At 35.6% G+C, this 14,740-nt stretch carries 14 protein-coding genes; 4 read left to right on the top strand and 10 right to left on the bottom strand.

Annotation, left to right across the window (positions count from 1 at the left end; all coding sequences use genetic code 11):
- Positions 1-20: 20 nt before the first annotated feature.
- The 4 genes from B0X80_RS09860 to B0X80_RS09845 all read left to right on the top strand — a co-directional run bounded on the left by B0X80_RS09860 (position 21) and on the right by B0X80_RS09845 (position 3,339).
- On the top strand, positions 21-731 hold the full coding sequence (locus tag B0X80_RS09860; RefSeq protein WP_077339912.1) for a pirin family protein: 711 nt from the start codon (positions 21-23) through the stop codon (positions 729-731).
- A gap of 250 nt (positions 732-981) precedes the next feature.
- On the top strand, positions 982-1,347 hold the full coding sequence (locus B0X80_RS09855) for a hypothetical protein (protein ID WP_077339911.1): 366 nt from the start codon (positions 982-984) through the stop codon (positions 1,345-1,347).
- A 42-nt stretch (positions 1,348-1,389) separates the two neighbouring features.
- Positions 1,390-2,490 (top strand): transporter family protein, encoded by a 1,101-nt coding sequence (locus B0X80_RS09850; RefSeq protein ID WP_077339909.1) that lies wholly within the window; start codon positions 1,390-1,392, stop codon positions 2,488-2,490.
- A 342-nt stretch (positions 2,491-2,832) separates the two neighbouring features.
- Entirely contained in the window at positions 2,833-3,339 is a 507-nt protein-coding gene (locus B0X80_RS09845) for a DUF4234 domain-containing protein (protein ID WP_077339907.1), read from the top strand.
- 93 nt (positions 3,340-3,432) lie between these two features.
- Here B0X80_RS09845 and B0X80_RS09840 read toward each other — a convergent pair whose 3' ends face one another.
- The 10 genes from B0X80_RS09840 to ilvC all read right to left on the bottom strand — a co-directional run bounded on the left by B0X80_RS09840 (position 3,433) and on the right by ilvC (position 14,543).
- Positions 3,433-4,761: a DUF58 domain-containing protein gene (locus B0X80_RS09840; protein ID WP_077339905.1), complete on the bottom strand. Its 1,329-nt coding sequence runs from the start codon at positions 4,759-4,761 to the stop codon at positions 3,433-3,435.
- Positions 4,758-5,735, bottom strand: a complete 978-nt coding sequence (locus B0X80_RS09835; RefSeq protein WP_175623920.1) for an AAA family ATPase — start codon at positions 5,733-5,735, stop codon at positions 4,758-4,760. The genes B0X80_RS09840 and B0X80_RS09835 overlap by 4 nt, the downstream gene beginning before the upstream one ends.
- Positions 5,732-6,880: a hypothetical protein gene (locus B0X80_RS09830; RefSeq protein ID WP_077339901.1), complete on the bottom strand. Its 1,149-nt coding sequence runs from the start codon at positions 6,878-6,880 to the stop codon at positions 5,732-5,734. Before B0X80_RS09830 ends, B0X80_RS09835 begins: the two co-directional genes overlap by 4 nt.
- Positions 6,873-8,393 carry a hypothetical protein gene (locus B0X80_RS09825; protein ID WP_077339900.1) on the bottom strand — a complete coding sequence of 507 codons (1,521 nt, stop codon included), beginning with the start codon at positions 8,391-8,393 and terminating at the stop codon, positions 6,873-6,875. The genes B0X80_RS09830 and B0X80_RS09825 overlap by 8 nt, the downstream gene beginning before the upstream one ends.
- Complete coding sequence (locus tag B0X80_RS09820; RefSeq protein ID WP_077339898.1) at positions 8,380-9,336, bottom strand: stage II sporulation protein M; 957 nt, start codon at positions 9,334-9,336, stop codon at positions 8,380-8,382. The genes B0X80_RS09825 and B0X80_RS09820 overlap by 14 nt, the downstream gene beginning before the upstream one ends.
- Complete coding sequence (locus tag B0X80_RS09815; protein ID WP_077339896.1) at positions 9,333-10,034, bottom strand: RDD family protein; 702 nt, start codon at positions 10,032-10,034, stop codon at positions 9,333-9,335. Before B0X80_RS09815 ends, B0X80_RS09820 begins: the two co-directional genes overlap by 4 nt.
- Positions 10,035-10,233: 199 nt before the next feature.
- Entirely contained in the window at positions 10,234-11,580 is a 1,347-nt protein-coding gene (locus B0X80_RS09810; RefSeq protein WP_077339894.1) for a hypothetical protein, read from the bottom strand.
- A 212-nt stretch (positions 11,581-11,792) separates the two neighbouring features.
- Complete coding sequence (gene ppnP, locus B0X80_RS09805; protein ID WP_077339892.1) at positions 11,793-12,110, bottom strand: pyrimidine/purine nucleoside phosphorylase; 318 nt, start codon at positions 12,108-12,110, stop codon at positions 11,793-11,795.
- Positions 12,111-12,181: 71 nt separating this feature from the next.
- A complete protein-coding gene (locus tag B0X80_RS09800; RefSeq protein WP_077339890.1) occupies positions 12,182-12,940 on the bottom strand; it encodes a sulfite exporter TauE/SafE family protein in 759 nt (252 codons plus the stop codon).
- A gap of 124 nt (positions 12,941-13,064) precedes the next feature.
- Positions 13,065-14,543: a ketol-acid reductoisomerase gene (ilvC, locus tag B0X80_RS09795; protein WP_077339888.1), complete on the bottom strand. Its 1,479-nt coding sequence runs from the start codon at positions 14,541-14,543 to the stop codon at positions 13,065-13,067.
- Positions 14,544-14,740: the final 197 nt, after the last annotated feature.

Here is a 14,740-nt window from a genome sequence, read left to right as displayed (position 1 = left end):
TATATAGATAGGAGTAAACCATGATTAAACATTATCCTTTTAACCAGTTAGGTAAAGCTAATCATGGTTGGTTAAAAGCAAATTTTCACTTTAGCTTTGCTCATTATTACAATCCCAAACGAATGGGGTTTGGTGTGCTACGTGTTGTTAACGATGATGCTATTAATGCAAATACAGGATTTCCTGCGCATCCGCATAACAACATGGAAATTATCACCATAGTGCGCTCTGGCGCAATTCATCATCAAGACAGTGAAGGAAATAAAGGCATCACTCATGCAGGCGAAGTACAAGTCATGAGTGCGGGTAGTGGTATTGTTCATTCAGAATATAACCGAACTAAAGATCCTTTAACCCTTTACCAAATATGGATACAACCAAATAAGCAAAACGTAACACCACGCTGGGACAGCAAGCTATTTCCAACAACGTATGTAACCAACACATTACCTTTATTGGTTTCAGGTTATAAAGAAGACAAAGATAGCGCTTTGTTTATTCATCAAGAAGCTAGAATATTTGGTGGTAAATTAAAACAGGGGACAAAACTTACTCATAAAATAACGCATCAAGCGTATATATTAGCTTCAAAAGGGAGTTTTGAATTAACCAACAGCGGCCACTTAACAGTTATGCTAAAGGGTGACGGAGCGGAAGTGACTCAAACAAAAGAAGTTACCATTACCGCAACAAGTAACTGTGAAATAGTCATTATTGATGCACCTAACTAAAAGCTAACGACTATTTACTTAAGCTTAGGCTACTCAAACAGTTAAAAAGCTCGGATACAAAATTTCGAGCTATCTGTTTATATTCATTACATATTATTTTTATAAAGCTCATTTATGTATTGCTATCAAGCGCTTAATCTGTAGAATTCGTGTTAATGATCTCTTATAAAATCATAACGTGCTAAAAACGCCATTAACTAAATTATTGCTACTTAGCTTTATTTTACTCTGCCATTTATTCAGTATACTTATGCCTGCTAGCGCAGCGATGAATATGTATGCGTCGAATATGCAGGATAGTGATTTAGCACCTATTTGTAGTGGTAACGGTAAAATTAGATGGATCAAATTATCTGAGTATTACCAAACAGGAAAACTGACTTTTTTAGAAAAACCTTCTATTAGCGATGAAACTGAGCAAAATAATAAGACCAATAGCACGTGCCCAATATGCTCTATTTACACTCAATTAGATAACCTTTCTACCGGACTTGTTTCTGCTCATTCACTTACGCTAGACAACCAAACCTATCAAGCACGTTTTAATTTTTTACAGCATTTTACACAACATAATACCTTAACACCTAGCTCTAGAGATCCTCCTTCCCTTATCTAAATTTAAAAATCACATTTTATTTATTATTTTTAAGGGAAACTTATGTCTTTTTATACAAAAGCAGCTTGTGCTGTCGCCATTTCTTGTTTATCTGTAGCCGTTCAAGCCCATAACGGTGTTGATCATACAAAACACATTAAGCACCACGATAATCCTAAAATATTACCGCAAACTCATGCGCCTATTGGTGTAATGGGTGATCATATGCATCAAGCTGGCGAATTTATGTTTTCGTATCGCTACATGGATATGGATATGTCGGGTAATTTACAAGGTAATGACGACATTTCATCAGATAAAATAGCGACCAATGTACCCAATAAATTTGCCAGCATGCCTATGATGCCAACAACGGTTCGCGTTGTTCCTCAAACCATGACCACCAAAATGCATATGCTCGGTTTTATGTATGCACCCACTGACGATTTAACTTTAATGTTAATGGTTAATTACCTTGAAAGAGACATGCTTTTATCAACCTATAAAGGCATGATGGGCACAGAACAATTAGGTAACTTCAATACCGAAAGTGAAGGGCTAGGCGATACAAAACTTGGCTTCCTTTATCGCTTACACGATAACGACACCCATCATTTTCATATGAATGTAAATTGGCAAATACCAACAGGTGATATTGATAAAACCGCGGAAGTATTAACGCCAATGAATATGCGTACTAACATGCGTATGCCTTATGCTATGCAACTAGGCTCAGGATCAAACATAGTAGAATTAGGTACTACATATAACGGTTATGTTAATAAAAGTAATTGGGGCGCTCAAATATTATATAGCACAGCCTTAGACACTAACGATGAAGGTTATCAAGTAGGTGCTAAAATGCAGTTAACCGCTTGGTATGCACATCAACTAACCAATATATTAAGTAGCTCGTTACGTTTGCATTATGTAAATACCGATGAAATAGACGGTATGGATAATAAAATAATGGCTCCCGTGGCTACAGCAAACCCTGAAAACTATGGTGGTGATTATATTAATGCATCATTTGGCTTAAACACCGTATTTGCTAATAAACATCGTGTTTCGTTTGAGTATTCTGTTCCTTTAAAGCAAACCGTAAAGGGTGTGCAGATGGAAATGGATAAAATGTTGACTGTAGGTTATCAAATTGCTTTTTAAGATAAAAAGTACGTAAACCGTAACTTAATAGAAGCCCGTAATTAACCTAGACTCGGTTTAAAAGATTCTTAACAAATTAAAATGTAATAAAAAATATTTTTATTGAGCTTCTAGCTTAATAGTTTTTCTTAATTCAAGGCACGTTTCGCGTCATTAGCTGGTCTATTGCAAGTAAATTTAACGCAAAAATTAGAAAAAAATAACGGCTAGAGAAGCATTTGTTAAGCCGTAGTTTAGGTTAATTAATATTTACAGGCTTTTTTTATTTATTTTCTATACTGCAGAATATTCTGATAGAATTCTTTATGGGAAGAAAAACACACTATAAACAAGGAATAACAAATGTCAGATACAGAAATAACACCTGAAACAGAAAATGCTTTTGAAGCACCTAAGGCCGATTTATCAGCACCCGCTACGGATAGCCCTATTTTACAAATGGAGCGTTTTTCAGCATGGGGCGTTTTTGGTCTATCAATTATCACTCTAGGTTTATATTACCTTTATTGGTTATACACTCGAGTAAATAAAATCAATACTTTATCTAAAGTTGCTAAAGGTAATATTATTGCGTTATATATTTATATCGCTGCCAACATTGTTAGTAACATTTGTCAGTATGCTTTAGATCCAACCAACATTGTTATTGCTATTGTAATCATGGTGGCAGGCCTAGTAGGTCTTGTTGCATATGTTATGACTGTTTTTTCAGCGCGAAAAGCACTGAGCGAAGTGATCAATGAAGGAAGCCAAGAGCCAGTGAAGTTAGGTGGTATTTTAACGTTTTTCTTTTCTGCCATTTACTTCCAATACAAAATTAACGAAGCAATTGACAACCAAAGTGAATAATTTGAGCTAGGTTATTCAACTTAATAAAAAAGAGCCTGATGGCTCTTTTTTTGTTTATTAGGGCTAATTCTATATTAATAGGTAAATTGTCTGCTACAACAGCCCTGCATGTTTTACACTTAAATAGGTGTTAATCACTTGCGGTAATAAATGTTCGGGTTGGCTATTAACACAAATAATATTTTCTTTTCTGAGCCGATTTAGGTTTTTACGATAAATATTTTGTAAATCAATAGCAGCGCAGTACCTATGGGCTTCGCTTAGCGTGTCGATATCAGCAGATACCGTTTCTGTTAAGGCAACATTTTCAATATTTACTAAAGCAACAAGATGATGGCGTTGGAGATTTTTTAATGCGGGTAACAATTCTTCAATACTTTGATCATTTAACGTAGTTACCATCAAAACGAGCGCGCGTTTACTGCGTTTTTTTAGTAAATGGGTTACCGCTTGTTGGTAATCACTTGTGGTTTCATCAGGGTGCAAATCATAAAAATGGTTCATCACTCGAGATACATTCTGTGCGCCTTTAACGGCAGGTAACCAACGTTCTTTTTGATTAAAGCTTTGCATACTAAACCAATCACCTTGTTTTAATACCGTGTGGCTAAGCATAAGCAATGCGTTTAATGCCGCATCAAAATGTGAACCTATAGCGGTTTCTATATTCATTTTATTACCCGCATCAAGCATCACCACAACATGCTGGTTTTGTTCTTCTTGATATTCTTTGGCAATAAGTTTTTGTCGTTTACTGGTAGCTTGCCAATCAATTTGCCTAATACTGTCGCCTTGACGAAATTCACGTAATTGATGAAATTCAGTACCACCACCACGCTTTTTCATTTGCTTTAAACCATTAATTGGTTGGTTTTGCACACCGTTAAGACTTTGTTGTTTTAAACGTTCAAAGTCAGGGTAAGTTTTAACGGTAATGGTATCGTTCACTAACCAATAGCTTTGCCATAATCGCGCAGGTGAAGTTAAGCAAAACTCGATAGGGCCGACTATAGCTTGCCCTCGCTGAGTTGATTTTAATTTAAAACGCACAGTAGCTTTTTGATTCGCGAAGATATGAACAATATTAGGTAAACCTGCCAATTGAAACTGTTGACCTACATGCTCTCTAATCGATAATGCATATTGGCTATTACTGTTATTCTCAATAACATATTCAATACTATGCCAGCGATTAAAGCTGAGTTTATTGCTTGCTAAACGGGTAATGCTTAACTGAGGAGGTTTTCTACTTTGATTAAAATCGACAATACAAAACAACGCAATTAAAAGTGCACATGCGTCAATAAAACTTAGATAGCTAGTTTCATCACTACCTAACGCTTTCACTGTTATAAACAGTGCAATTAAAACGCCTATAACTTTAATAAGTGTATAGGAGGGTTTAAAAGCTATTCGCTTCATACGCGAGGTGCTTCAATCGATTTAAGTAGATCATCAATCGTTTGATCTTGAGTTATACCTTCTAACTCAACATCTGCCGATAAAATTAATCGATGCCTTAATACATTTTTAGCAACCACTTTTATGTCGTCAGGTACCACAAAATCACGGCCATTCATTAATGCTGTTACTTTAGCTGCTTTAATTAAGTTGATACTTGCCCGTACACCTGCTCCATGAATGATGCCATGCCAGTTTCTAGTTTTAGTGACGATATCTACCGCGTAATAATAAATTTGTTCGTCTACCGTAACTTGAGTGGCTAATACTTTGATTTTTTCAATAACATCAGCATTCATTAATTGCGGTAAGTTATTAGTATTTAGCTCATGGCTTCGTTGTTCGGTATTTAATTTTAATAACGTTATTTCATCGTCTTTTAATGGATAATCTAAATTGACCTTCATCATAAAACGATCAAGCTCAGCTTCAGGAAGTGGGTAAGTACCTTCTTGATCTAATGGGTTTTGTGTTGCCAATACCATAAAAGGAGAGCTTAATAATTGGCTTTCACCATCAATCGTTATTTGCTGCTCTTGCATCACTTCTAATAACGCTGATTGTGTTTTTGCTGGCGCACGGTTAATTTCATCGGCCAATAACAAATTAGTATGAGCAGGGCCTTTTTTAATAATAAATTCACCCGTTTTTAAATCATATAAACTATGACCAAGTACGTCAGAAGGCATAAGATCAGGTGTAAATTGCACACGCGAAAAGTCGACAGATAAACTTTGCGCTAAGGCTCTTACTAATAAGGTTTTCCCTAGTCCTGGCACACCTTCTAATAAAATATGACCGCCAGAAAATAATACCGTAAGTACATTTTCTATTATGGTGTCTTGGCCAATTAATACGCTAGCAATACTGCTTTTTAATTGAGTTACCTGATTAAAGGCTTCTTCGATAGTTAGTTCTGGTGTTGCTTCAATCACAATAAACTCCTTAGTTCTTTGAATAACTTAATAAACTTTATCCTTTTATTTTCATCTTCTGGTAATGGTTCGGATAAGAGTAAATGAATGTCTTGGCTGTTTTTTCCGGTTAACGAGCTGATTAAATCGGCTTGTTCATTCACGTTAAGTTGCTTGTATTTAGGTTGTCTTTTTTCAACCGCATTGGCGAGATCAATAAGTAGGGCGCTTTTAAGTACTTCATGGTGCTGGTATTTAAATAAATAATTACCCACGGCTTCAATATGTTTAGCAAATAAATTTTTTGAATGTTCCGATGGTTCAATAGCAAGACCTAAACGCATACTCAATTGCCACATAAGTAATAAACTTAATACAGCAATAAGTACAATAACCTGCCAGCACCACTGCCATAACATCACTAACCAGCTAGTCGTTTGCGTACTAGGTAAATAAAAGAGTTGGTCATTAGTACCTATCAACCATAATAAATACTCTCCATGATCTAAATGCCTTAAACCATCATTTGAAATGGCGTTAATACTGGGTACAAAAGTGATAAAACCCTCATCAACCCCCTCTTCACAAATAAGCACTTCCTCGGTATTTTTTTGCAATACTTCAACACCACTACAGTTTTCAAACGTGTAACGATGGGCAATATATATTGAGAATGAGTCTTCTTTTTCAGTAATTATTCCATTAGATTTCGGCGTTGTAAGAATAGATTTTCGGTTAGCGACAAATTCCGCGTCTTTAACTGTTACCGGTGTTAGCGCAATAACTGCGTTATTTTCTAACTTAAGCTGCTCTCGTCGTGACGACAAGGTATAAACCAAGTGCCCGCCTTTTTTGACCCAGTCAACTAACGCAGGAATAAGTTGTTCGTATTCAACAAAGGTTGCTTCATCAATCACTAACGTTGATGTTTTAGGTAAAGTAATATCACCTGCTTGTAAAAAAGATTCTTGCGTTGTCAGTTTCTTGAGCTTTTTTTGATAGGTTTCTAAAAATAAAGTGGCTGCAAGTAAAGGCTCTTCTCCTGCTTCTTGCGTTAAACCTATTTCTTCTTCAACCATGTTCCATTCAACAGTACTAATGAAATAAGCTAACGCTATAATCACAATAGCTAAGGTGCTAAATAACAATACCCGAGTTTTATTCATTTTGTGCTTGCTCCGGCTTCATGACTTTAAAAGCAGAAATCACGTCGTCAACTTGTTGCTGATTAACGTCTTTATGCGCCCAAGCTTGCTGGATCCACAAATGAAAAAGTTGTTGGTAGTTTTTATGCAATAACTGAGGTAAAGCTTTCAGTAATGCTATTTCGCATTCTTTTTCTGACATGGATTTGGTGATTAATACATTTGAAAAATTTTGAGCATAAATAAAAGAATACTTTAGCAAATACATTAATGCGGTTCGGTAGGCCTGTTTGTTATTAGCTTGTTGGGCGGCTTTAAGTAAATCTTTAGGCCCTTCACTATTATCAATACTACTCAAAAATGTTGGCAGATCTACTGTGCCCTCTATCGCTTTAGTGTTTCCTGCGCTAAATTTAAGCCATTTAAAGCCACCAGAACTGTACAACTTATATGCTATCCAAACGATTAGTGTCGCGACTAATAACCAAATTAAATATGCAATTACATTACTTATTACAGAGAGCCCTGAAAAAAAGCTTTTTAACCATTCAAAATCAAATTTAGATTCCTCAGGATCAACCACAGGTTTCCAGATATTTGTTTTTTCAATAAGTTGATGTTGTTCATAAATATCAACAACCTCTTTTCTTATTTGTATATTACGAGCATTTAACGGAGCTTCTTCATCAATACCTTCCGCTTTTTCTTTATCTGTTTGCTCGGTTGTTACTTCCTGTGCTGATAATGGCGGTGTTGGTAAACTAAAACTCAATATTCCAATAACTAAAACAACAGCAATTTGACGAAAACGAGCAGCAATACCTTTAAAAGTTAGCTCTAAATCCCAACCTTCCATATCTATACGAGAATTTAAATAACCTAAAAATCCACCTGTTACGTAATACGGCGTAAGCAACATTACCGCCGCGATATAACAACAAGAATACAGTAACTCTAATTGGTAAAGAGCTGTTCCACTGGTAAAAAACTGATCATCAATTGAAACACCCTGAGGAATAAAATTATAAACAACCACCATCAAAAGGGTCGCAATAATCAGCTCAATATGCACACAAAATATTAACCAAAACATTTGCTTGTGGTCATTTCTATTTAACAAAATATTTTTACGTTTTTTTCGCTCACTTCCTTGCAATAATTCAAGTTGTTCAATGGAGGCTAAATAAGATCTATAAGGACTCAATCGGCGGATGGTTAGCATAGATATAATATCTATTACTTTAAGTTTTTTGATCGACAAAATAGAAGACCAAGTACTCGTCGGCTGATAAAAGCTTCGCTTAGCTAAAAAATCTAATAGTGGGCGCTCCAATATAGGCTTCAACCACCAAATAATAAATGATGCTGTTGATACGCTAAAGATAACTGAAAACAAGATAGCAATAGGTAAGTATACACATACCACTATAAGCATTAATTGAATAAAATGATGTTTCACAACAAGTTGAGTTAAATCGAACACCTGCCATGCATTGCGCTGACGCGCATTAAAAAAGAGTTTAGTTATGTCCATATCTTGTCCCTCGATAAAACATCAACAAAACATAAAACCAGCAAACGGCTCCTGCCGAATATTTAAAAACATTGGGGATATCTAATGGCGACCAGAAAGCTTCAATAACGGCGGCAATCAATAACATGATAAAAGCCCCCACAATTAACGGGAGTACGCTACTTCCAGCCGTTTTAAGGGCATAAGCCCTAGAATATTGTTTTGGCATTAATAAACTAAAACCTATTTTGGCCCCCGCAGCTCCAGCAATAGCAATGGCGGTTAGTTCAAATGAGCCATGGGTAACAACAAACGAAAAAAAGGTACTTTCATAGCCAATATTAACAATATGGGCCGAAATAGCGCCAAAATAAAAGCTGTTAAACAGTAAAGGTAAAATCGCACCAACACCAAATAAAGCACCACCTCCAAACATTTGAAAGGCAATACCTATATTGTTATAAATATAAACACCAAACATTAAAACGGTTGATCCCGAACTTCTTTCTTTTGTTTGCACAGAGCCGGCAGGATCATACATTTTTTCTATGTCTTTAATGCTTTCCACATCAAGAAAATAATACACGGCATCAGGATCAAACCTCACCCAAAAATAAGCCAGCAAAGCTAGCCCATAAAAAGCACCAACCGATAACCAAAGGTAATAACGGTTTTCAAATAACGAACGAAAAAAATTCTGCTTAAAAAGCCGTAACAACGAACCAATTTTTATACCTTCACCTTGGTATAAAATACTTTGTCCGGTGGAAACAAACTCATTTAATTTAGCGATTAACGCGGGGGAATAGTGGCGAGTTCTTGCTGTTGCTAAATCATTACAAACTTGACGATACAGTACTGTAAATTCTGCTGGCATATCCTCTTCGCCGGCTGAGTTTACTGATAACGCTTCAAACTGCTGCCAGCGTTTTTCATTTAGTTGAACAAATTGATTTTGTTTCATATTTTTTGGCCTAAATAGAAGTTGGCCATACTTTTTAATTTATTGGTTGCTGATTCATCTTTTACATTCAACGCTTCACTCAATATATTAGCAAGCTCTTCTTGGCGAGCAGGAGAGAGTTTTTTACAGCGTTCTGAAAATTCAATTACAGCTTGTTGTTCATCAATGGCTAACTCTATTTTTGGTGGTTCTTCCTGACTTGTATTCTCACTATTCAGCAAAGTTCCTACGTTATTTTCTTGATAAATAACGAGTGTACCTGCGCTCCAATCCCCAATACGCTTGTAACTTTTATTAAAGCTCATGGTGGCAATACCTAAGCAATAGCCAAAAGGAAAAGCATCTGCAGGGCGCAGTAAATTTCGAATAATAATATTACTCAACGTGGCGGGTAAACCATTGTCTTGAACAACTTTTAAATTGAATCTTTTTTTACCCGGAGTAGTGCCAGACTTTGCTTCAAAGGCTATGTAGTAGCCCCATGTAATAATAAAATAAGCAATAAGAATAAGCCCTTGGCCAGCATCTCCTAAAAAAGATAAAATGGCAGCAACTAGGCCAAAAACGATAACTCGAATAAAAAAGTCGTAAAGGTAGGCACACGAACGAACAACAATACCGGCAGGCACAAGATTAATACTTACACCTTCAGGTAGTTTGATGAAAAACTTATTATCTAATCCTTGATACTGCATCATTATTATTTTTATCTTAAAACTATAAGTAATATCAATCTCTATAACAAATTGATATTAAGGGTTAGCAACCTTGCGTGGGAAATAAAGTAACACTTTGTTGTTAAATAATAAATGGTTAAAAATTTAACAAACAACTGCTCCTATTGTAGAAATAATTACAATACTACTCTTCAAAAATGTCTACGCGTGTTTATTTTACTTAAAATACTTCAATCTCTTCATCAACAACTACAACGCAAATACTGTCTTTATCTTTAATTTCGGGATGAGCATTAGCAACAATGCTATAAATCAGTTTATTTTTAGTGTTTTCGATAATAATAAAATAAGGGCGCCATGTGCTTTCAGCGTTTTTCTTTTCTTCACAAAAACTGAAAGTCATATTTCCGTCAAGAGTTATAAAGAAACTATAGCTATTACTTGATGGTTCAAAAGCTTGATCAACATAAAATAAAGCTTTAACGTCAATGCTATTACTAGATTCAGCAGTAATATGACCCTCAGCATTCAGTTCAAAACTATTATAGTTATAGCTATTAATAAGCTGAAATGTCTCGAATTGATTAATTCCGCTAAAATCTTGGTTTTCTTCGTCAAATATTGACTCTACTGAGTTTTCTTTTAACCAACCTGAAAAACTCATAAAGCTATCTGCATGTTTTATTTCATCAAAATAAGGCAGGTATAGTTCAGTCAGTGGTGTTTTTTCTAACGCTTTAAAGCCATTTAATACATCAACTGCATTACTTTTAACATAAGGGTATTGCGCAAAAGTAGGCATAATTATATGAAAGGTATAATCGCTATCATTTGTTATAGAAAAATAATCTCCAAACTCATTACTAACAGTGCGAATGTTATCGGTGATTTTGATGGCATATGCTATTTCAGGTTGAGCATCAGCAGTATTTTGATAATTAACATACTTAGGTGTTTCATTATCAATAGTTAACTGCAGTTCTATTTCCCAGCTATTGTTTAACGATAATCGCCATAAATCTTTTGCAGGATCGATAGAACGACTGGTAAAATTTTCTTCAAACTTTTGAATAAGAGAAGTATATAAATCATCGCGTATCAACCAATCTTCAGCAATAGTCGCAGAAAATTTATTCGTGGGAGTTATCGTTTCTAAGTAACAAAATACATTTAGCCACTCATCATTTTCGGTAATACCTGATAAACCTAGTTGCTCAATTAAGTCTGAAGTGTGAGCATTACTTGTTAAAGCAAGCTGCGCTAAGGTAATAAAATTAGCATAACTGTTAACGCCACTAATATTATCAAGTGCAAACATTTGTTGGCTTAATGCATTTAAGTCTTCAATACGATCCGTTAAATAAATTGGTTCTATTGATGTGCAGTTATCTGCTGTTTGTGAGCTTGTGTTTTGCGCTGCGAACAAAGAATGAGGCTCAAATTCAGGTACGACTTCTTCAGGGATTAGGATCTCCTGCTCATTTTGAATTTCTGGCGTATTTTCTTGATCACTTTGACAGGCAGACAAAGTAGTAATAATGATTAATGATAAAACGAGACGTAACATATTAACTTCCATGATATATAAAACGTATAGGTACAGAACCTAATGTATTAATGAGGTTGTATTATACCTGAGATGTTTTTAAAAACATTCAATTCTATGTGTTAATTTTGGTATTTTGGAAGAGCCTTTGATAAAAAGGGAGCATCAATAAAATCAATAACTCCCTTTTTAAAATTCAGCAGAATAAATTTTATGTATAACCTATTATCTACTTACTCAGCAATATAAGAACAACAGTAATCAACTAACGTTAATGCTTTAATTTCAAAAGATGAATGAGCGGGTACGTAAAAAGATCCGCCAGCGTTAATCGTTTGCCATTGAGTTTCACCCGGTAATAAAATTTCACAGTCGCCTGCAAGTATTTCCATTAGCTCTTTTTCTTCTGTACCAAATTTATATTCGCCAGCAACCATAATGCCTAAGGTTTTAAAAGTACCATCAGCAAAGGTTACTTTACGAGAAGTTACTTTACCGTCGAAATATACATTGGCTTCACGAGTAATGGTTACGTTATTAAATTCACTCATTTTCATTCTCTTCTATTTAATTTAAAAATATGATGATTTTAGTTTTACAAAAAATCATCATGGATTGAACACTATAATAATAACGCTGCAACACTAGCCACTATCGTCATTATTAAGACTAAAATCTTTAATGTTTTAGGTTTGATATCAATAGATAATCTAACCGAAACCACCGCCCCTAAAATGCTTCCTATAGCTAAATATATGCCTGCCATCCACGCTACTTGATCTCTATATATAAATACCACTAATGACACTGTGGTAAATAATAATGCCGCTACAATTTTTAATGCGTTTGCTTTTAATAAATCGTACTTTAAAACACCCACAAAAACAGCGATTAATAAAAATCCAACGCCGGCCTGAACAAAACCACCATAAAACCCTGCAATAAAGGTGGTAACAAAACCAAGTTTACTGTCTGAGCAGTTAACAATGCCATCACCTACATTGTTTGTATCGCTTTTAAAAACTACCCACAATGAGACTGCCACCATGGTTGCCAGTAATAAAGGCTTTAAAACATCTACATCTAAATAAGACGCTACAACAGATCCAAACAAACCACCGAGTAAAATAGGTACCACAATGTTTTTAATTGAAGCTTTATCTAACTTGTCATGTTTATAGTAACCATGAGTGGCTGTTAGTGATTGCATAAATATAGCAACACGGTTTGTCGCATTGGCTACATCGGCAGGTAAACCGAACATCATTAATGCAGGCAACGATAAATTGGATCCACCTCCAGCAAAGGTATTAATACCACCAGCTAAAAAGCCTATTACAATCAGTATTACCGCTTGTACTAAATCAACTGATTCAATCATTCCTGACACTCATACCTTTTAAAATAGGGGCTGGATAGTACAACAATCTATTTATTTACGACAATAAAAAAGCGGCTGTAGAATTATCTACATACCGCTTTTTCAGCAATCTATAAAAGGTTAATTAGCCTTCAACAATTTGCTTCATGTCTGTCATGTAGCCACGTAATTCTTTACCAATCGCTTCAACTTCATGGCTGCGAATTGCTTCGTTAACTTCAATTAAACGTTTGTTATCAACACCGTTAGATGTAGTTTTTAAGCCTTCGCCTAATTCTTCTAATGTTAACTTGCTTGCATATTCTTCTAATAGAGGAACAGCAGCGTGTGAGAATAAGTAGTTACCGTACTCAGCTGTATCAGAAATAACAACGTTCATTTCGTATAACATGTTACGTGCGATAGTGTTCGCAATTAACGGAGTTTCGTGTAATGACTCGTAGTATGCAGAAGCATTGATAATACCTGAATCAACCATAGCTTCAAACGCTAGTTCAACACCGGCTTTAACCATAGCAACTAAGAATATACCTTTGTCGTAGTATTCTTGCTCTGTAATTTCAGTATCACACTCAGGCGCTTTTTCAAAAGACGTTTCAGCCGTTTCTTCACGCCATTTTAATAAGTTAGCATCGCCGTTGTCCCAATCTGCCATCATACCTGCAGAGAAACGACCTTCGATGATGTCATCCATATGCTTTTGGAATAAAGGACGTAAAATTTCTTTTAATTCTAAAGACATATCAAACGCTTTAATTTTAGCTGGGTTTGATAAACGGTCCATCATGTTAGTGATGCCGCCATATTTTAAACCTTCAGTAACGCCTTCAATACCGTATTGTAATAATTTACGTGCGTAACCTGCGTCAACACCTTGAGCCACTAATTGCTTATGACCTAAGATTGCTGCAGTTTGTAACATACCACAAAGAATCGTTTGCTCACCCATAAGGTCAGACTTAACTTCAGCGATGAAAGACGACTGTAAAACACCAGCACGGTCACCACCAGTTGCTGAAGCGTATGCTTTAGCGATTGCCCAACCGTTACCTTGAGGATCATTCTCAGGGTGAACAGCGATAAGTGTAGGAACACCAAAACCACGTTTGTATTCTTCACGTACTTCAGTACCCGGACATTTAGGAGCAACCATTACAACTGTGATGTCTTTACGGATTTGCATACCTTCTTCAACGATGTTGAAACCGTGAGAGTAAGCTAAAGAAGAACCTTCTTTCATTAATGGCATAACAGCTGTTACCGCTGAAGTATGCTGCTTATCAGGAGTAAGGTTTAGTACTAAATCAGCAGTAGGAATTAACTCGTCGTATGTACCAACAGTAAAACCGTTTTCTGTAGCCCACTGCCATGATTGACGTTTTTCAGCAATTGCAGCTTCACGTAAAGCATAAGAAATGTTTAAGCCAGAATCGCGCATGTTTAAACCTTGGTTTAAACCTTGAGCACCACAACCAACAATTACAATGTTCCAACCTTTAAGGAAGTTACAACCGTCTGCGAATTCTTCACGCTTCATGAAACGACATTGACCTAATTGATCTAGTTTTTCACGTAAGCTTAATGTATTAAAATAGTTAGCCATGTTTGCTCTCCTCAATCGACGTAAACATTATGTTTACCCGAGCACTATTGCATAGTGATAATAAATAGAATTGTTAAATGTAATTAACAGATAAATTGTCAGTGTTTCTGACCATAATGCGATATTAAGCTATGACGAACGTTGCTTAAAGTGATATATTTACACTGGAGTGTTGCGTTTTATGCAACACCCTTTCA

The sequence above is a fragment of the Pseudocolwellia agarivorans genome, assembly GCF_002000085.1.
Classification (GTDB): domain Bacteria; phylum Pseudomonadota; class Gammaproteobacteria; order Enterobacterales; family Alteromonadaceae; genus Pseudocolwellia; species Pseudocolwellia agarivorans.
Note: the sequence above shows the minus strand (reverse complement) of the source record. Positions and strands in the feature narration are given on the sequence as shown.

Excerpts from the sequence above, each read along its gene's own strand:
- B0X80_RS09860 (WP_077339912.1), top strand. The coding sequence starts at position 21 with ATGATTAAACATTATCCTTTTAACCAGTTAGGTAAAGCTAATCATGGT.
- B0X80_RS09855 (WP_077339911.1), top strand. The coding sequence starts at position 982 with ATGCCTGCTAGCGCAGCGATGAATATGTATGCGTCGAATATGCAGGAT.
- B0X80_RS09850 (WP_077339909.1), top strand. The coding sequence starts at position 1,390 with ATGTCTTTTTATACAAAAGCAGCTTGTGCTGTCGCCATTTCTTGTTTA.
- B0X80_RS09845 (WP_077339907.1), top strand. The coding sequence starts at position 2,833 with ATGTCAGATACAGAAATAACACCTGAAACAGAAAATGCTTTTGAAGCA.
- B0X80_RS09840 (WP_077339905.1), bottom strand. The coding sequence starts at position 4,761 with ATGAAGCGAATAGCTTTTAAACCCTCCTATACACTTATTAAAGTTATA.
- B0X80_RS09830 (WP_077339901.1), bottom strand. The coding sequence starts at position 6,880 with ATGAATAAAACTCGGGTATTGTTATTTAGCACCTTAGCTATTGTGATT.
- B0X80_RS09825 (WP_077339900.1), bottom strand. The coding sequence starts at position 8,393 with ATGGACATAACTAAACTCTTTTTTAATGCGCGTCAGCGCAATGCATGG.
- B0X80_RS09820 (WP_077339898.1), bottom strand. The coding sequence starts at position 9,336 with ATGAAACAAAATCAATTTGTTCAACTAAATGAAAAACGCTGGCAGCAG.
- B0X80_RS09815 (WP_077339896.1), bottom strand. The coding sequence starts at position 10,034 with ATGATGCAGTATCAAGGATTAGATAATAAGTTTTTCATCAAACTACCT.
- B0X80_RS09810 (WP_077339894.1), bottom strand. The coding sequence starts at position 11,580 with ATGTTACGTCTCGTTTTATCATTAATCATTATTACTACTTTGTCTGCC.
- ppnP (WP_077339892.1), bottom strand. The coding sequence starts at position 12,110 with ATGAGTGAATTTAATAACGTAACCATTACTCGTGAAGCCAATGTATAT.
- B0X80_RS09800 (WP_077339890.1), bottom strand. The coding sequence starts at position 12,940 with ATGATTGAATCAGTTGATTTAGTACAAGCGGTAATACTGATTGTAATA.
- ilvC (WP_077339888.1), bottom strand. The coding sequence starts at position 14,543 with ATGGCTAACTATTTTAATACATTAAGCTTACGTGAAAAACTAGATCAA.